The organism is Vibrio sp. QJM3NY_39 (genome assembly GCF_057785895.1).
On sequence record NZ_CM173505.1, the window covers coordinates 119351 to 136284 of the forward strand.

General features: G+C 43.1%; 16 protein-coding genes and 1 riboswitch. Of the genes, 11 read left to right on the top strand and 5 right to left on the bottom strand.

Annotated elements, in window-relative coordinates; all coding sequences use genetic code 11:
- Window positions 1–23: 23 nt before the first annotated feature.
- The gene (locus tag AC3CHU_RS00550) at window positions 24–431 is read right to left on the bottom strand and encodes a flagellar basal body-associated protein FliL (RefSeq protein ID WP_004736708.1); all 408 of its coding nucleotides are present in this window, start codon (window positions 429–431) and stop codon (window positions 24–26) included.
- A gap of 162 nt (window positions 432–593) precedes the next feature.
- Here AC3CHU_RS00550 and AC3CHU_RS00555 point away from each other — a divergent pair, with 162 nt between their 5' ends.
- Both AC3CHU_RS00555 and ubiA read left to right on the top strand, forming a co-directional pair.
- Window positions 594–1136 carry a chorismate lyase gene (locus AC3CHU_RS00555; RefSeq protein WP_004736706.1) on the top strand — a complete coding sequence of 181 codons (543 nt, stop codon included), beginning with the start codon at window positions 594–596 and terminating at the stop codon, window positions 1134–1136.
- Window positions 1137–1991 carry a 4-hydroxybenzoate octaprenyltransferase gene (gene ubiA / locus AC3CHU_RS00560; RefSeq protein WP_004736705.1) on the top strand — a complete coding sequence of 285 codons (855 nt, stop codon included), beginning with the start codon at window positions 1137–1139 and terminating at the stop codon, window positions 1989–1991. It begins immediately after the preceding gene.
- A gap of 103 nt (window positions 1992–2094) precedes the next feature.
- Here the strand turns inward: ubiA and plsB are convergent, their stop codons facing one another.
- Complete coding sequence (plsB, locus tag AC3CHU_RS00565; RefSeq protein WP_004736704.1) at window positions 2095–4518, bottom strand: glycerol-3-phosphate 1-O-acyltransferase PlsB; 2424 nt, start codon at window positions 4516–4518, stop codon at window positions 2095–2097.
- A 220-nt stretch (window positions 4519–4738) separates the two neighbouring features.
- Here plsB and AC3CHU_RS00570 point away from each other — a divergent pair, with 220 nt between their 5' ends.
- The 4 genes from AC3CHU_RS00570 (at window position 4739) to dinF (ending at window position 8265) form a co-directional block, all read left to right on the top strand.
- Entirely contained in the window at window positions 4739–5101 is a 363-nt protein-coding gene (locus tag AC3CHU_RS00570) for a diacylglycerol kinase (RefSeq protein WP_065682864.1), read from the top strand.
- A 94-nt stretch (window positions 5102–5195) separates the two neighbouring features.
- Window positions 5196–5816, top strand: a complete 621-nt coding sequence (gene lexA / locus AC3CHU_RS00575; RefSeq protein WP_428784615.1) for a transcriptional repressor LexA — start codon at window positions 5196–5198, stop codon at window positions 5814–5816.
- 97 nt (window positions 5817–5913) lie between these two features.
- Window positions 5914–6792, top strand: a complete 879-nt coding sequence (locus tag AC3CHU_RS00580; protein WP_488524937.1) for a class I SAM-dependent methyltransferase — start codon at window positions 5914–5916, stop codon at window positions 6790–6792.
- A 117-nt stretch (window positions 6793–6909) separates the two neighbouring features.
- Entirely contained in the window at window positions 6910–8265 is a 1356-nt protein-coding gene (gene dinF / locus AC3CHU_RS00585) for an MATE family efflux transporter DinF (protein WP_171309412.1), read from the top strand.
- Window positions 8266–8497: 232 nt separating this feature from the next.
- Here dinF and sthA read toward each other — a convergent pair whose 3' ends face one another.
- Window positions 8498–9898, bottom strand: coding sequence for a Si-specific NAD(P)(+) transhydrogenase (gene sthA / locus AC3CHU_RS00590; protein ID WP_004736699.1), 1401 nt, complete (start codon window positions 9896–9898; stop codon window positions 8498–8500).
- A gap of 327 nt (window positions 9899–10225) precedes the next feature.
- Between sthA and fabR the strand changes: the two genes are divergently transcribed.
- Both fabR and AC3CHU_RS00600 read left to right on the top strand, forming a co-directional pair.
- Complete coding sequence (gene fabR, locus AC3CHU_RS00595; protein ID WP_004736697.1) at window positions 10226–10867, top strand: HTH-type transcriptional repressor FabR; 642 nt, start codon at window positions 10226–10228, stop codon at window positions 10865–10867.
- Complete coding sequence (locus tag AC3CHU_RS00600; RefSeq protein WP_004736696.1) at window positions 10867–11238, top strand: YijD family membrane protein; 372 nt, start codon at window positions 10867–10869, stop codon at window positions 11236–11238. The genes fabR and AC3CHU_RS00600 overlap by 1 nt, the downstream gene beginning before the upstream one ends.
- 86 nt (window positions 11239–11324) lie before the next feature.
- On the opposite strand, the gene trmA is transcribed toward AC3CHU_RS00600, so the two are convergent.
- Entirely contained in the window at window positions 11325–12434 is a 1110-nt protein-coding gene (trmA, locus tag AC3CHU_RS00605) for a tRNA (uridine(54)-C5)-methyltransferase TrmA (protein WP_004736694.1), read from the bottom strand.
- Between the two features lie 155 nt (window positions 12435–12589).
- Window positions 12590–12793, top strand: a riboswitch (cobalamin riboswitch).
- Window positions 12794–12833: 40 nt separating this feature from the next.
- Between trmA and AC3CHU_RS00610 the strand changes: the two genes are divergently transcribed.
- Genes AC3CHU_RS00610 through murI form a run of 3 tightly spaced genes read left to right on the top strand, consistent with a single transcriptional unit; the run spans window position 12834 to window position 16247 of the window.
- A complete protein-coding gene (locus AC3CHU_RS00610; protein ID WP_488524938.1) occupies window positions 12834–14666 on the top strand; it encodes a TonB-dependent receptor domain-containing protein in 1833 nt (610 codons plus the stop codon).
- Between the two features lie 48 nt (window positions 14667–14714).
- On the top strand, window positions 14715–15380 hold the full coding sequence (locus AC3CHU_RS00615; RefSeq protein ID WP_488524939.1) for a Dph6-related ATP pyrophosphatase: 666 nt from the start codon (window positions 14715–14717) through the stop codon (window positions 15378–15380).
- A gap of 60 nt (window positions 15381–15440) precedes the next feature.
- On the top strand, window positions 15441–16247 hold the full coding sequence (gene murI / locus AC3CHU_RS00620; RefSeq protein WP_488525462.1) for a glutamate racemase: 807 nt from the start codon (window positions 15441–15443) through the stop codon (window positions 16245–16247).
- Here murI and AC3CHU_RS00625 read toward each other — a convergent pair.
- Window positions 16210–16662: an RNA recognition motif domain-containing protein gene (locus AC3CHU_RS00625; protein ID WP_488524940.1), complete on the bottom strand. Its 453-nt coding sequence runs from the start codon at window positions 16660–16662 to the stop codon at window positions 16210–16212. The genes murI and AC3CHU_RS00625 overlap by 38 nt on opposite strands.
- Between the last annotated feature and the right edge of the window lie 272 nt (window positions 16663–16934).

Consider the following 16934-nt stretch of genomic DNA (forward strand, 5'->3'; position numbering starts at 1 on the left):
TTGGATTCGTTTTTACATCATTATTACTGATAAAGGTATTTGGTAAACAGTAGGTCAGCAATGAGGGTTTTGCCTGTTTCAGGAAGCAATACCTTGTTGAGATGTTCAACTAAGGTTTTTCTTAAATCTTCACGACCAGATAGAGACTTAATGGTTTCTTCGTTTTGTTTACCGAGCAATTCAATCACAGCATCACGAATCAGTGGTTGGTGGTGCTCAATGGCTGCCAAGTCGTTACTATTCGCAACCATAATATCGAGGCGAACCTGAATGTAGCCCAGTTTTTTACCTTTAGTGTAAAAATTGGTGGTCAGGTCAGGCTCTAGCGTGAAGTAGGCTAGTTTGGGTGCCGATTCCTCTTCAGCGAAACTTGATGCTGAAAAGAGTAGGGTAATCGCAAGAAATATTTGGGCTACATAACGTTTGTGCATATTTGTGACTTTTCTTTAGTTTATTCGCGATATTCGAAACGCATTAGTCTTGTTACAATGAGCGGTCTAAATCTAAATACGTTTACAATTCGAAGAACGCTTTAATTTTGTTCGAAAGTTGAAGCTTTATTGTACGTGTAAAGTCACCTATTGAATACTAGTATGAATCAGCCAATATCGCTGTATCTTAATTCGTTAATGAATGTAGATTGGCAAAGTACAGAAACATTTGATTTTCCTAATAAAATCACCAGAGAGTGGCTTTTGGAGCAAGGTTCTCTTTCCCGCAAGTTGGGCAAGAGCTGTCAGCACCTGTCTGTTGAATTGCTTCATAATCAAGTTGTAGAACGCTCAATGCTACAACAGGACGAGGAACTTCTTTTATCATCGTTTGATTGCTTACTGCGTAAAGTGATTTTGAAGGGTGATGATGAGCCGTGGGTGTTAGGGCGAACCTTGATTCCTCGAGTCACATTAGAAGATCATCAGCACTCTGACCTTTCTCAACAAGGTAATGTCCCACTTGGTTTAACCGTGTTCAGCGCTGAGAACGTGGAGCGAGATGCGCTGCAAGTCGGTTGGGTTATCGCAGGCGATGAGCGACTGCTCGCGCGTCGTTCTCGATTATGGATGAACCATAAACCGATGCTTGTGGCAGAACTGTTTTTGCCAACATCACCCATTTACTCTAAGGAGAGTGTGTAAATGTTTGCCACCAAAGCGAAGGCGTATTGGCAATTAACGCGAATGAATCGCCCGATTGGTACCCTGTTACTCCTTTGGCCGACCTTATGGTCGCTGATTATCGCCGCGCAAGGCATGCCTGATTTTGATGTCTTGGTTGTTTTCGTACTCGGCGTGGTATTGATGCGTTCAGCTGGCTGTGTGATCAATGATTTTGCTGACCGTAAAGTGGATGGCCATGTAAAACGCACCAAGCAGCGTCCATTACCTTCCGGTTTGGTTTCTAGTAAGGAAGCTATTCTGCTCTTTTTAGTGTTAGCCATGGTTTCATTCTTACTGGTGCTAACCATGAATCCGCTGACGATTAAGCTTTCTGTTATCGGTGTTGGCTTAGCTTTCATTTATCCTTTTATGAAGCGTTTTACGCACCTTCCACAGTTGTTCCTCGGCTTAGCGTTTAGTTGGGCAATTCCAATGGCTTGGGCGGCGCAAACTAATGAGCTACCTAGTGTGGTCTGGTTTATTTTCATTATCAATGCGCTGTGGACGATTGCCTACGACACACAATATGCAATGGTTGACCGAGATGATGACTTGAAAATTGGTATCAAATCGACGGCTATTCTATTTGGTCGTTTCGACAAGCTTATTGTTGGCTTCTTACAGCTAGTAACGCTGGCGATGCTAATAGCGTTAGGCATGCATTACCAATTAGGAGATACCTTTTATTGGGCACTGCTGGTTGCGGGGGGCTTGTTTGTGTATCAACAACATCTGATGCGCCATCGTGATCGAGACTTATGTTTCCAAGCTTTCCTAAACAACAATTATGTTGGAATGGCAGTGACAGCAGGTTTATTCATTACCTTCTGGTAAGCACGAGTTTTTTGCTAAACGAACGCTCAATAAAAAGGCACCCAATGGGTGCCTTTTTTGATCGTGTTCAGTCTAGTGATTAAAGCAATTGTTAACCAAGCGGTTACTCTGCTTGGTGGATACTTTCTTGAATCGTCAGACGGACCTCTGGGTAAAGCATTGAGTAAAGAAGCTTAGCGAATTGCTGAGTCTTTTCTAAATCGCAGTTACCATCGTTATCCAAATATTGCTGCTGTTTCAAAGTTGCGAACATCGACGCAAACACGCCTTTATCGAAGAACTCTGGTGCATTAATGCCTTGTAGACGCCCCAGTCGTTGTGCGATGTCTTGGCTCTTCTGCTCAAGATCAGATTTATCCAGATCAGGGTTTTCTGCCAATAGGTTCAAAGCAATAGAGTAGCGCTGTAGCGTTTCTGAAATCGTACGGCCTAACAGCATCAGTGCTTGGCTGTTTGATTGGTTGATGGTGACTTGGTTGTCCGACACCACAAGCATACCTTGGCCAACAAGCTCTTCAATGATGTTCGCCACCACGCTTTCAAGCTGATCTTCGTCGTAGCTTAAGAACAACTCTTTCTTCAAGAACGGGTAGATAGCAGCAACGTTCTCTTGAATCGTGTCAATGGTTAGGCCGTGCTGACGAATGGTCATCTGAGCAATTAATGATGGTAGAGCAAACAAATGAATGATGTTATTACGGTAGTAGGTCATCAGAATTGACTGGTGACGGTCTAGCGAAATGATGTCGCCCATTGAGTCTGATTCAATTAGGAACTTGTTCAGCGATTCAGCGTGTTTTACCAGATCTTCAGCACTGTCTTTTGGTACCGTAAATGTATCAGAGTAAGGTACGTTCTTAAGCAGAGACAGATAACAGTTGATCTGAGAAACCAAAGAATCACGAGACAATGCACGCTGTCTTGAAGCCAGTAACGCCGTTGCACAAAGTGTTAGTGCGTTGGTCGCTGCCGCATCGTTAATGTGTGTCATCATTTTGGTTGCCAGATCATTGACCACTGGATTCATCCATTGTGGCTTGCTGGTTCCCATTGGATCGATATCTTTAGTCCACTCTGGAGCGTGCTCGTTCAGATATTGGTTAAGCTGAATCGGCTCACCAAAGTTGACGTAGCCTTTACCAAAATTGCGCAGCTTACGGAGCGTACGAATCACTAGGCTCGCATTTTCTTTTTCTTTGCGCTTACCACGAAGTTCTTTTGCGTAAGTCGCCACTTCCATTACGTGCTCATAGCCGATGTACACAGGTACTAACGTCACTGGACGGTTCATGCCGCGCAGCATAGCCTGAATAGTCATCGCCAACATGCCCGTTTTCGCTTGCAGTAGACGACCCGTACGAGAGCGACCACCTTCACTGAAATACTCGACCGAGTAACCTTTGGCGAACAATTCCGCCAGATATTCACGGAAAATAGTCGAGTACAGCTTGTTGCCTTTGAAGCTACGACGAATAAAGAACGCACCACCATGACGGAAAATAGGACCGGCAGGGAAGAAGTTCAGATTGATACCCGCAGCGATATGCGGTGGCACCATGCCTTCGTGGTAAAGCACGTAAGAAAGCAGTAAGTAATCCATGTGACTGCGATGACAAGGCACATAAACAATCTCGTGACCATCTTGAGCCAGCTTACGAACGGTTGAAGCGTTGCTGATATGCAGGCCTTGATACAACTTATTCCACAACCAACCAAGAATCTTCTCACCGCGTTTGATTAGCGAGTAAGAGAAGTTCGCAGCAATCTCGTCCATGATGTCTTGAGCTTCTTTGCTCGCTTTCTCGATCGAGATGTTCTTTGCTTGTGCTTCATCTTCAATCGCTTTCTTGATCGCTTCAGATTTTAGTAGGCGGTCAAACAGAGCTTGGCGACTTGGCAGGTTAGGACCTGATGCCGCCAATTTTTGGCGAGAAAAGTGAATACGTGCCACGCGCGCCAGTTTGTGTGCGATGGTATTGTCGGTGCCGTGTGAGTTAGCCATGTAACGTAGAGAAACCACAGGACTAAAGCGAACCAAGCAGTCACGACCTGCCAGTAATACCGCTTTTGATTTCTCTAAGCCGTTCATTGCTTGTAGGTAAGGTTTCTGGTTATTCTCTTTACCAGGCTTACGCCCCCACAATACAGTGGCAGGGATAACTTGAACGTCAAGATCAGAGTCTTCAGCATGCAGTGAAAGCAGCTCAGAGAAGACTTCAATTGATGAGCTTGGTACATAATCATCGTCTTGCAGTAGAGTTTTGCGAGAAGAGATAAAAACGTAGCGTTGCAGTGATTTGCCATTGATTTCAAGCTTGCTCAACGGATCAGGTAACCCTAATTCAAGTGCATGTTTTTGCAATGTAAGAATGTCTACACTTGAGCGAAACGGTAAGGCGTATACAATCGGTTTGCTCAAATCAATGTTCAAATCCTCAACAGGGTTTGAAGGAATTGATGTGCCCTTTACCAATACGGATAAAGGTAGCTTCATTAATGAACGTGAAAAAGATTGTCCAGAAGACATATAGGTTCACTGCCTCAATAGTTATTTCAATGTGCTCAAGCGTATCTCTATTTCTATGATGAAAAGGATAAATCCTGTGAGTGAAATAGGGATAAGCCTAGGCGTAAATTTAATCGATGCAAGAATACCAGAAACTGGTCTAACCTTTTAATGGAAATAGTCATATTGCCGTTAAGTTTGTGGAAAATCATTCATCGACTGATTGAGTATAGGGTTAAAAATGACCAAAAAATCAAACACCGGATTCAAACGTATCGTGAAAGCGGCGGGCTTCTCATGGCAAGGCATCACGAGCTCGTTTAAAAACGAGGCGGCATTTCGACAAGAAGTCTTCATGGCCGCAGTGCTTATTCCGTTGGCTTTTTACTTAGATGTAAGCCAAGTTGAGAGAATCTTGATGATTTCAGCAATCGTGTTGGTGATGGTTGTCGAGTTGATCAATACCGCGATTGAAGCGGTCGTTGACCGAATCGGTAGTGAACATCATGAGCTTTCTGGGATGGCGAAAGATGTTGGCTCAGCTGCAGTTTTTATCTGTTTAGTATTAGCGGGTTACGTGTGGCTAGAGATCTTGTTTTTGTAATTAGCTAAAAATGAACTAAAAACAACCAATTGCTTTGCTTTTGTTCAGTTACTGGATATACTCACAGTCAACTGTATAAAAAGACAGGTGAATCATGAAGCCGTTAACGCCCCGCCAGCAACAAGTTTTTGACCTTATCAAAAGTAAGATCGAAGATTTCGGTATGCCACCGACACGTGCAGAAATCGCGCGCGAACTTGGCTTCCGTTCTGCTAATGCTGCAGAAGAACATTTAAAAGCTCTTGCTCGTAAAGAAGCGATTGAGATTATCCCGGGTGCGTCTCGTGGTATTCGTATTTTGCTTGAAGATGCAGCGAATGAAGAGCAAGGTTTACCACTAATCGGTCAGGTTGCCGCTGGTGAGCCTATTTTGGCTCAAGAGCATGTAGAAATGCATTACCAAGTTGACCCAGGTATGTTTAAACCACAAGCTGACTTCTTACTTCGTGTAAATGGCGAAAGTATGAAAGATATCGGTATTATGGATGGTGATTTACTGGCTGTTCATAAAACACAAGATGTACGTGATGGTCAGGTTGTCGTAGCTCGTGTCGACGATGATGTAACAGTAAAACGTCTAGAACGAAAAGGTTCAACGGTTCTGTTACATGCTGAAAATGAAGACTTTTCTCCTATTCATGTTGATCTAGAATCTCAACACTTATCTATCGAAGGACTTGCGGTTGGTATTATTCGAAATACCGATTGGATGTAGTCAGTACAAACCGCTTATTGATATTTATTCTCAATAACTTGTTATTGTAATTGATATTCATTATCATCTTCTTTGTCGAGATACAAGGAAGATGATGATGCCAAACCCAACCAAACCTCAAATAAAGCCGCTTATTCGTAAGCCGCGCTCCTCCGATCAAAAGGCTTCTTCTGATCGAGGGTCTGCACATCAGGAATTCCAAGTTCCGACGGATCTCGTTCAACATCTTTGGTTTCGCAGCCGCGAAAGTCTTGCCGATGACGGCCTAGTCTATGACCCTATCGCAGCTCAAGCCTGCAAGCGCTGCCAATTAGCACCAGAATGTCTTACTGGTGAACTCGACCAACAACAACTTCTCTACGCAACATTGACTCAGCTTTGTGACTCTCAAGTTCAACAATTTCTATCTCATAACCCAGATGCTTGGATTATCAATGTTGGGGCAGGCCTCGATACTCGTTTCTACCGTTTAGATAATGGCCGCTGTCATTGGGTTGAATTGGATGTAACTGAAAATCTAGTTTGGCGCCAACGCCTGTTCCACAAGAATGAACGCTACCGTTTAGAATGTGGCTCGGTTGACGATCTAACGTGGCTCGATGAATTGAACATTCCAGAGCAAGCCTCAGTGATGGTGGTGTGTGAACACGCTCTGCTTGATTGCAACGAACAGCAGACGGCACATTTTATTCAGTCTCTCAGCCGTTATTTTACTCATGCCCACGCCTGCTTAGTATTGGCTGGAGATAAGAGCTCAAGTACGTTGGGGCAAAAGCTAGGATCTGGTGAATATGCTCACGGGTTGTCTTCACCAATAGACAGTGTTCTTAATTGGTTGCCATGGGCGCAATGGGTTAAGTCATTTTCACCATTAGAGCAGCAATGTAATCGTTGGAAGTTGTGGCAACGATTATTGTGTAAAATTTCTCAGCTTAAAAAGCGTTTAACTCCTCAATTAGTACTCGTTAAATGGTAGCTCTAGCTTCTTCTATCAACAGATAGTTTGGAAAAAGCTAACCAATATACAAAGTACACAACATAGTGAAAGCACACTCACTAGGTTAAACTATCGCCTCTAATCAAAGAGGTGATCGTGAAGCTATTTAATCCCCAAACTATTTTTCAAACGCTATCCAATCAGGCGATGCACAAAAAAGTGTTGTTGCTCGCGATCCCGATGGTTCTTTCCAATATTACGGTTCCTCTACTGGGTTTAGTCGATGCTGCGGTTATCGGTCACTTAGAGCATTCTTGGTATTTAGGTGGTGTCGCTTTGGGTGGCACTATGATCAGCGTGACCTTTTGGTTGCTTGGTTTCCTACGAATGTCGACGACTGGACTGGCCGCGCAATCTTATGGGGCGAACGATGGCAAGCAACTTGGTTTAGTCTTTGTGCAAGGCGTGACCATGGCACTAGGGTTTGCTGGTGTCTTTTTGCTATTGCATAGCTTTGTTGCGGATGCGGTTTTCTCATTGAGCAGTGCCAGCGATCAAGTCAAACATTATGGCCTGCAGTACTTCTCTATCCGTGCCTGGAGTGCGCCTGCTGCCCTAACTAACTTTGTAATTTTAGGTTGGTTGCTCGGAACCCAAAATGCTAAAGCGCCAATGTGGATGGTGATTATCACTAATATCACCAACATCGTTTTGGATATCGTTTTTGTGATTGGCCTTGGATGGCAAGTTGAAGGTGCGGCATTGGCATCGGTGATAGCAGATTATGCCGGGCTAACGTTTGGCTTGGTTTGTGTTTATCGAATCTGGGCAAAGAAGCAGTTACCATCGCCATGGGATCTGCTTAAGAAAACCAGCCAAGGTTTGAGTCGTTTCGTGAAACTGAATCGCGATATCTTTCTGCGCTCGCTTTGTCTGCAAGCGACTTTCACTTTTATGACCTTCCAAGGTGCAAGCTTTGGTGATGATGTGGTGGCGGCCAATGCGGTATTGATGAGCTTCTTGATGATCATATCTTATGGGATGGATGGTTTTGCTTATGCAATGGAAGCTATGGTCGGAAAGGCGATTGGCGCGAGAGATAAAGAAGAGTTAAATCAGTCTTTGATTGGCACTTTCTTCTGGAGCTTCAATATTTGTTTGGTACTGACCATAGCGTTCGCGATTGTTGGGTCTAGTTTGATTAATATGATTACTACAATTCCAGAGGTTAAGAGTCAGGCTGAGGTATATCTGCCATGGCTGATTGCGATGCCGCTAGTTTCTATGTGGTGCTTCTTGCTAGACGGTATTTTCGTGGGCGCTACCAAAGGCAAAGATATGCGTAACAGTATGTTTGTGGCCACCTGCAGTTTCTTTGCGATTTTCTACTTAGCATCAGGTTTAGAGAACCATGCGCTGTGGCTAGCAATGTTGAGCTTTATGGCAATGCGCGGCATTGGTCTTGGTGTTCTATTTATCTCTCAGTGGAAGAAAGGTGAGTTTCTCGCTTAGCTTAGCTTAGCTTAGCTTAGATAGATTAGATAGATTAGATAGATTAGATTAGATAGATTAGTTCAGGGAGCGAAAAAGAGAAGCTGTGCAGGTAAAGTGGCATTTGGAACATCATGATCTAATTGCTAGCATGACTATATAATTCAGTAGTTTAAATAAAAACAGCAAGCTCATGGCTTGCTGTTTATGTATTTGGCCTACAGGTGGTCAAATAGTCCTATTGGTTCTTTGTTTAGAACAAACGGTTAAGTCCGTTCAGCGCTGCGACGCGATAAGCTTCGGCCATTGTTGGATAGTTGAAGGTCGTATTCACAAAGTACTCTATGGTATTTGCTTCGCCTTTCTGTTCCATGATTGCCTGACCGATGTGGATGATCTCAGCAGCACGCTCACCAAACACGTGGATACCTAAAATCTCTTTAGTTTCACGATGGAAAAGTATCTTCAAGCTACCAATATCTTTACCTGCGATTTGAGCACGAGCTAAGTGCTTGAATGAAGATCGTCCCACTTCATAAGGTACTTTAGCCGCGGTAAGCTCTTGTTCTGTTTTTCCGACAGAGCTGATCTCAGGAATAGTATAGATACCTGTTGGGATGTCTTCGATAAGGTGTCGTTCTGCTTCACCTTTCACCACGGCTTGAGCCACGAATCGACCTTGGTCATAAGCAGCACTTGCTAGGCTAGGATAACCAATCACATCACCAACAGCGTAAACATGTTCAACACTGGTTTGGTAGTTGCTGTTGACTGATACTTGTCCTCGAGAGTCCGCTTCTAAGCCAACGGCACCAAGATTCAACTTGTCAGTATTACCCGTTCGGCCATTGGCATACAGTAGACAGTCGGCACGCATTTTCTTACCAGACTCTAAGTGAATGATCACGCCATCGTCAGTACCTTCAATTTTCTCAAAGGTTTCATCGTTACGAATAACAACGCCGCTGTTCCAGAAGTGATAAGACAGAGCATCCGAGGTTTCATTGTCTAAGAATGACAACAGGCGATCGCGAGTATTAATAAGATCGGTTTTAACGCCTAAACCACGGAAGATTGAAGCGTATTCACAACCAATAACGCCAGCACCATAGATGATGATGTGTTGAGGGTCGTGTTTAAGAGAAAGAATCGAGTCGCTGTCGTAGATACGTTCATGCAGAAAGTCGACGTTGTCTGGCTGATAAGGGCGAGAACCTGTTGCGATAACAAATTTGTCTGCGCTGTAATGTTCTTCAGTACCATCGCTCTGCATGACAGAGATAGTGTTAGTATCGATAAAACGCGCAGTACCAAACACTAATGTGCACTGGTTACGGTCGTAGAAGCCTTGACGCAATCGAGTCTGTTTGTCGATGACTGACTTAGCATGCCCCAGAATGTTGGAGAACGTTGAGTGAATGCTTTTATTATTCTGACAAAACAGCGGGTTGCTATTGAATTCAATGATGCGGCTTACTGCATGACGTAGCGCTTTTGAAGGAATCGTTCCCCAGTGGGTGCAACCACCACCAACGCTGCTCTCTTTTTCAATGATTGCAACGTTCAACCCGGCTTTGGTTAATCCCATCGCTGCCCCTTCTCCTCCGGGGCCACTACCAATTACGATTACATCAAAGTGGTTGGAGTGCGGCATAGATATCTTCCTTGTTATATTTGATTAACATTGCTTTAGCGAGATTTTAACTGATTCTGTTCTTGGGTACATGAAAAGGGCATCAGAGAGTCGGTGGGATCACGCAGTGTTATCGAAAAAATAATATTTGGTATGTCGTATGTCTCCAAATGACAGTGTGGATATTGAAATTTTTTCTTCGAACGTATTTACTTCGGTACGTGAACAAAGAGGTGTGTTTAGTGTCTTATATAACCAGAGTGCCTTATATAAATATGTGATTCGCGTTATATTGAACAGAGTATTAGGCATGCCTGTTTAGGCTGTAAAAGAAGAGTTTGATAAAGTATGAAACCAATGGGCATTCGCGCGCAGCAAAAAGAAAAAACTCGTCGCAGCTTAATCGACGCAGCATTTAGCCAGCTCAGTGCCGATCGTAGCTTTTCCAACCTAAGCTTGAGAGAAGTTGCTCGTGAGGCTGGAATAGCGCCGACTTCCTTTTATCGTCATTTCAAAGACATGGATGAGCTTGGCTTAACCATGGTTGATGAAGGTGGCTTACTGTTGCGTCAGCTAATGCGTCAAGCTAGGCAACGCATAGTAAAAGAAGGCAGTGTGATTCGTACCTCGGTTGAAACCTTTATGGAGTTCATTGAAAGCAGCCCAAACGTATTCAGACTGTTATTGCGAGAGCGCTCAGGAACCTCTTTTGAGTTTCGTGCTGCGGTAGCTCGTGAGATACAGCACTTCTCTGCTGAGTTAACCGAATATTTGATAACGACTGGCATGACACGAGATGAAGCTTTTACTCAAGCTGAAGCCTCCGTCATTTTGGTCTTCAACTCAGGGGCAGAAGCATTAGATTTAGATCGACGTCAGCGAGATGAATTGGCTGATCGCTTGATTATGCAATTGCGAATGATGGCCAAAGGTGCTTTTTGGTATCGTAAAGAACGTGAACGTAACCGATTAAAAGGCGGGATTGAATAATGTCGAATGAAAATAATACTGTAAACCGTGGTTCTGAAAGAAAGACACTCGTACTTGCTGTTGTTGCAGGTGTGTGTGGTGATGCACTGTTATCTTGGGTAACAATGAGCGAAGTGGGCTTCTCTATTTTCCCATTGATTGCTTTAGTTTTGGCTGTACAAGCGCTTTACCAAGAATACCTAACTAATCCAGTATCTGAAGATATTCCATTAGTGGGTTTAGCTTGTTTCTTTGTAGGTGCATTTGGCCATTCGGCTTTTGTGAAAGCACAACACCCTGATGCAGGATCAAACTTCTTCGCGATTATCGTCGCGATGCTACTGCTCGCTTGGGTAGGTAAGAAACTAGGCTTTATCGGTAAAACCGCTTAAACCAACGTATAAATAAAAAAACGAGCCAATTGGCTCGTTTTTTTGTATCTGCTGTTTAGCTTCGACTTCGACCTAGATAGCGATACTTACGCTTTACGCTCTAGGAATACACCGGCTTCCATGTGGTGCGTATAAGGGAACTGGTCAAATAGAGCAAAACGAGTGATGTCGTGTGTTTCGCTTAGAATGTCTAGGTTCTCTTTCAATGTCTCAGGGTTACAAGAGATGTACATGATGCGCTCGTAGCCTTGAACCATCTTACAAGTATCAACGTCCATACCTGAACGCGGTGGATCAACAAAGATAGTGTTGCAGTTGTAGCTCTTCAGATCGATGTTTGCTTGTTGCAGACGGCGGAATTCACGCTTACCTTCCATTGCTACGGTAAAATCTTCCGCAGACATACGAATGATCTGAACATTATCAATCTTATTCGCCGCAATGTTGTACTGTGCAGACTCAACAGATGGCTTCGCTAGCTCAGTTGCAAGTACACGCTCAAAGTTTTGTGCTAGTGCTAATGAGAAGTTACCGTTACCACAGTAAAGTTCTAGCAAGTCACCTTTGCTGTCTTGAGTACAGTCGACAGCCCATTCCAGCATTTTCTCTGCTACTTTGCCGTTTGGTTGAGTAAAGCTGTTCTCTACTTGCTGGTATATATAGCTATCACCATTCACATCTAGCTTTTCAATTACGTAGTCGCGATCAAGGACGATTTTCATCTTACGCGCACGGCCAATCAGGTTTAGGTTAAAACCTTCATCATTCAATTGCTGCTTCAGTGCTTTAGCATCTTGAATCCATTGCTCACCCAATTGACGGTGGTAAAGCAGTGATACCAAAATCTCACCACTCAACGTAGAAAGAAAATCTACTTGGAATAGCTTATGGCGTAGAGAGTGGTTGTCTTTCATTGCATCTGTTAGTAGAGGCATTAAGTCGTTGATAAGACGACTAGCCGCTGGGAACTGGTCTACACGGTATTTTTCTTTGGTCTCTTGATTGAACATGACGTAATACATATCGTCACCTTCATGCCACACGCGAAATTCAGCACGCATGCGGTAGTGTTGTTCTGGAGATTCATACACTTCCAACTCAGGCACATCGTATTGTGAGAACATTTCAGTAAGACGCTCAGTCTTTTCTGCTAGTTGTTCTTGGTAGCGTTGCGGGTTTACATCTAAATTCGCCATTGTTATGCCTTTTTGCTGTCGTGCTTTTAAATCAAGAGCGCAGATTTTATTCAATCACAGGCGCTTGTCCAGTGTTGAGAGCTATTCAATGTAAATCGAGCATGAAAACTATAGCTTATAACTATCTTAGACTAGACAAATGATTCATAGGTTAATACTATCTCCCGCAAGCTGGTGCCATTTGGATGTATAGATGGCTGAAGAGGGAATCTGGTGTAAATCCAGAACTGACGCGCAGCGGTAAGAGAGAACGAGTATTCAAAGACACTGCAAATAGCTTTTTGTGGGAAGTCGAATATGAGGTAAACCATAAGGTTGTGCTCTTGAGTCCGAATACCTGCCAGCGGCTAAGCCATACAATGTGGCTTGGTAGGACTTTACGCGATTTAGGATCACAACATGAACAAATCCCTTTTAGCGGTTGCTGTAGCATCGCTACTTCCACCTATCTCCAATTTACACGCCCAAGAAGCATCTACTGACGAAACCATGGTGGTTACGGCTAACCGTTTTGAGCAAGTTGACGGTGCTGTATTAGCTCAAACTGTTGTCGTTACCAAAGAAGATATCTCAAAACTTCAAGCAAATAGCCTTATTGAAGTTTTTCGAACGTTGCCAAGCGTTGAAGTTGCTCAATATGGTGGTCGTGGGCAAACAGCCTCGTTCTATGTGCGAGGAGGTAGTTCTTCTCAAGTACTAGTTCTAATGGATGGTACCCGCTTACCAAGAGCTATGATGGGCGGTGTTGATTTTAACTCTTTGCCAGTTAACTCAATTGAAAGAATTGAATTCATTCGTGGTGCTCGTGCCTCTATCTATGGTTCAGAAGCTATTTCTGGTGTCATCAATATTATTACCAGAGCAGATGTGAATGAAGATGCCGTTAAAGTGTATGGCGGGTATGGTACAAACAATCATTATGTAACCTCTTTAGCTGCTCTGCATAAGATTGATGACAGCCAACATATTAAAGCTGTTATTGGTTATGAAAAAGATGATGGGTTTAATGTTAAGCCGATTGAGGGTATCAACGATGGTGATGAACACGGTTTTGAGTCATACAATGTAAATATCGGCTACCAAAATCAGCTAACTAAGACAGTTAATGCTTTTGTTAATGTCGTGGCTTACGACAATGAAGGTGAGTACGACAATACGTATGGAACAAATCATGAAGAAAAAGTTGGCCGAACTGAGTTTCGTTCAATTAATACAAACTTGGCTTACAACGAAGACAACCTCACTTCAACTTTAGATCTTACTTATGCAGAACAAGATAACTACGATTATGTCGTAGGTAAGAGTAAGAAAAGTGGTGGTATCACATCTATTAACCAGATCAATGCTGCTTGGTTAAACTCTTACCGAGTAAATGAGCAGTTGGCTTTAGGTGGTGGTTTAGATTACCGACGTGAAGAGTTAGATGAAGGCTACACAGGCTTTAGTTACTATAAGCCAGAAGAGAATCCTCGTGAAAACTATGGTGTAAGTGTTATTAGTCAATACACCATAGATAGCTGGACACTTGAAGCAAGTGCTCGAAATGATGAGAACAGTCAATATGGAAACAACACGACGTGGCAAGCAGCGGCGGGTTGGACGTTCCTGGATAACTATGAGCTTAAAGCAAGCCATGGCACAGCCTTCAGAGCACCTACCTTTTTGGACCTCTATTATCCGGGCTTTGAAGCACCTAATCTCAAAGCAGAAGATTCTCAAAATACAGAGCTAACGCTAGAAGGTTCACATTCTTATCTAGATTGGTCGATTACTGGTTTCATCAACAAGATTGATAACATGTTGATGTGGCAAGGCTCAGGCATGACTAATATTGGAGAGGCTGAAATCAAAGGTGTTGAACTGGGCTTAGGTTTTGACACCTCAATTGTTACACATCAGCTCTACTTAGACTGGAAAGATCCAGTAGACAAATCTAATGGCAAAGAACAACAGTTAGCATACCGTTCCAAACAAGGTGCTAAGTGGAATGCTTTTGCTGAATTTGGTGATTGGATCTTAGGCTCTCAGTACCTTTATCAAGGCGAGCGCTTTAACGGGACGACACGATTGGCAAGTTACAGCCTTTGGAACTTTACTGCTGAGTACGCAGTTTCGGCAGATCTAAAGGTGAAAGGAAAACTGAGTAACGCATTCGATAAAGACTATGAAATGTATAGCGGTTACGCGACGCCTGGTCGTGAATACTTTATATCAGCTTCTTACCAATTCTAATTTACACCTAAACCGCCTCCGGGCGGTTTTTTCTTATTGGGTATATCAATGAAAAAGAAAGTCGTCATAAGTTGGTCGTCTGGCAAAGACTCGACATTAACGCTAGAGCGTCTACTTGAAAGCTCCGAATATGAAGTTGTCGCTCTATACACGACATATGTTGGAGATGAAGTTCCTTTCCAAGTGACTCCCATTGATGTGGTTGCCATGCAGGCGCAATTAGTCGGTTTGCCACTCATCACGATTGAGCTCCCGGAAGTGTTTCCTAGTAATGAGATTTATCAAAGTACCATTGTCTCCGCACTTAAAGGTTCTGGCTTATCAATCGATGCGGTCGCATTTGGCGATATGTTTTGTAACGGCATAGCTGACTACCGCAAAAGCTATATAGAACCAGCGGGTTGGGAGTGTGTATTTCCTCTCATGGGAGAGAGCAGTCAGGCACTTGCGAGTGAAATAATAGACAGAGGCATCGAAACCTTTCTCGTCACGGTCGATAGCGATGCATTAGACATGAGCTATTGCGGGAAAAAATACACGCTTGAACTAATAGACAGCTTACCGAGTCATGTTGATCCATGTGGCGAAGATGGCGAGTTCCATACCTTAGTGACATCAGCGCCATGCTTTAAAGGTAAGCTCAAGGTAGATCTAGAAAATGTGGAGCAAGGTAAGCGCTTTGTTCATCAACGTTATCAAGCTTGCATTATATAGAGTGAGGATTGGCGAAAACTAAGCGAAGGAGTATCATTGCAGCGAAATTTATTATAGGTAATCGTTGTGTCGGATAGTCTGCAAAAAAATATATTGGTCTTTGATTCTGGAGTGGGTGGCCTATCTGTATATAAGGAGATAAGCCAGTTACTACCGAATCATAACTATACTTATGTATTCGATAACGAGGCTTACCCATATGGTGAACTCGATCAACAAGTTCTTGTCCGCAGAGTCCAAAATATCGTCGCTAGCTTTGTGGCTAGCCACGCTATTGATATCGTAGTAATAGCCTGTAATACCGCAAGTACGATTGTCTTACCTACACTGCGTGCTAATAATCTAATCCCAATTGTTGGCGTTGTTCCGGCAATCAAACCTGCATCCCTGCTTGCCAATAAAGCGGTGGGTCTTATTGCTACTCCTGCAACGATTACTCGTGAATACACACACGAGCTCATCAAAAACTTCTCAAGTAATAAAAGAGTCGAACTTTTAGGTTCTACTCGGCTGGTGGATATGGCTGAAGATAAACTCAGGGGGGAGACTATTGACCTTGAAGAGCTGCAACTCATCCTTCAACCGATGATCAATACAATTGATGTAGCCGTTTTAGGATGCACACATTTCCCGCTGATAAAATCAGAGATTCAACAAGTCCTAGGTAAGAGTGTTTTATTGGTTGATTCTGGTAAAGCGATTGCGAAGCGAGTTCAAGATTTATTGGATTTGGAAAGTAGTGATAAAGAAGGGGGAGTGCGTGAGGTTTTTTGTAGTGCACTTCCTAAGAAAGAAAGTGCACTAAATAGCATGTTAAAGCAGTTAGGATTTAGCTCAGTTCAGCTTCGTCCGTTTCTGGATGTTTAGGATCATTTGCAACTCGCACTTTTAAAGTTCGTTGCATGTAATCTTTATCGTTAAGTTCTGAAATAGCATGATTCACATCATTGCTAGCCATTACGACAAATCCAAAGCCTCTTCTTTTACCAGTACGTTTGTCTTTCATTAAGCGTACTGCAAATACTTCACCATACTCTGAGAATAATTCACGTACGTGTGACTCATTCGCTTTGTATGGAAGGTTACCTACATAAAGTGTTTTTGTTGATGCTTTAGGTTCTGAGCCTGATTTTGAGTCGGTGCTTGAAAAGTTAACAACAAAAGCGGAAGCCAAGACACCAAGGATAAAGGTAATTTCAGGCGGTATATCTACCTGAGAGAAAACAATGCCACCTAGAACAGCTAGTGCGACAATTAACAACATCGATTTTTTTGAGTTCATATCGGAATACTACATATTAATAAACGAAATAGGCGCATCTACTCTTAACAAAATAGATACATGAATCTTACGTTCATGGTTTCCATTTTGCCAATGTATTGCTGTGATACGTCTCAAATGTTTAGTTTTTATTCGAAAAATGCGGATCTGGTGGCTTTTTAGGCGAACAAAACTTTTATTCAAAAAAGCCCTTGTGCTCTATGTCGATCTCTCTATAATGCCGCCTCACCGACACGGAGTGAGACGAAAGTCACACAGCGAAATCGGTAGAG

Bases quoted from the DNA above. Each gene is read 5' to 3' on its own strand.
- AC3CHU_RS00550 (WP_004736708.1), bottom strand. From the start codon at position 431: ATGCACAAACGTTATGTAGCCCAAATATTTCTTGCGATTACCCTACTC.
- AC3CHU_RS00555 (WP_004736706.1), top strand. From the start codon at position 594: ATGAATCAGCCAATATCGCTGTATCTTAATTCGTTAATGAATGTAGAT.
- ubiA (WP_004736705.1), top strand. From the start codon at position 1,137: ATGTTTGCCACCAAAGCGAAGGCGTATTGGCAATTAACGCGAATGAAT.
- plsB (WP_004736704.1), bottom strand. From the start codon at position 4,518: ATGTCTTCTGGACAATCTTTTTCACGTTCATTAATGAAGCTACCTTTA.
- AC3CHU_RS00570 (WP_065682864.1), top strand. From the start codon at position 4,739: ATGACCAAAAAATCAAACACCGGATTCAAACGTATCGTGAAAGCGGCG.
- lexA (WP_428784615.1), top strand. From the start codon at position 5,196: ATGAAGCCGTTAACGCCCCGCCAGCAACAAGTTTTTGACCTTATCAAA.
- AC3CHU_RS00580 (WP_488524937.1), top strand. From the start codon at position 5,914: ATGCCAAACCCAACCAAACCTCAAATAAAGCCGCTTATTCGTAAGCCG.
- sthA (WP_004736699.1), bottom strand. From the start codon at position 9,898: ATGCCGCACTCCAACCACTTTGATGTAATCGTAATTGGTAGTGGCCCC.
- fabR (WP_004736697.1), top strand. From the start codon at position 10,226: ATGAAACCAATGGGCATTCGCGCGCAGCAAAAAGAAAAAACTCGTCGC.
- AC3CHU_RS00600 (WP_004736696.1), top strand. From the start codon at position 10,867: ATGTCGAATGAAAATAATACTGTAAACCGTGGTTCTGAAAGAAAGACA.
- trmA (WP_004736694.1), bottom strand. From the start codon at position 12,434: ATGGCGAATTTAGATGTAAACCCGCAACGCTACCAAGAACAACTAGCA.
- AC3CHU_RS00610 (WP_488524938.1), top strand. From the start codon at position 12,834: ATGAACAAATCCCTTTTAGCGGTTGCTGTAGCATCGCTACTTCCACCT.
- AC3CHU_RS00615 (WP_488524939.1), top strand. From the start codon at position 14,715: ATGAAAAAGAAAGTCGTCATAAGTTGGTCGTCTGGCAAAGACTCGACA.
- AC3CHU_RS00625 (WP_488524940.1), bottom strand. From the start codon at position 16,662: ATGAACTCAAAAAAATCGATGTTGTTAATTGTCGCACTAGCTGTTCTA.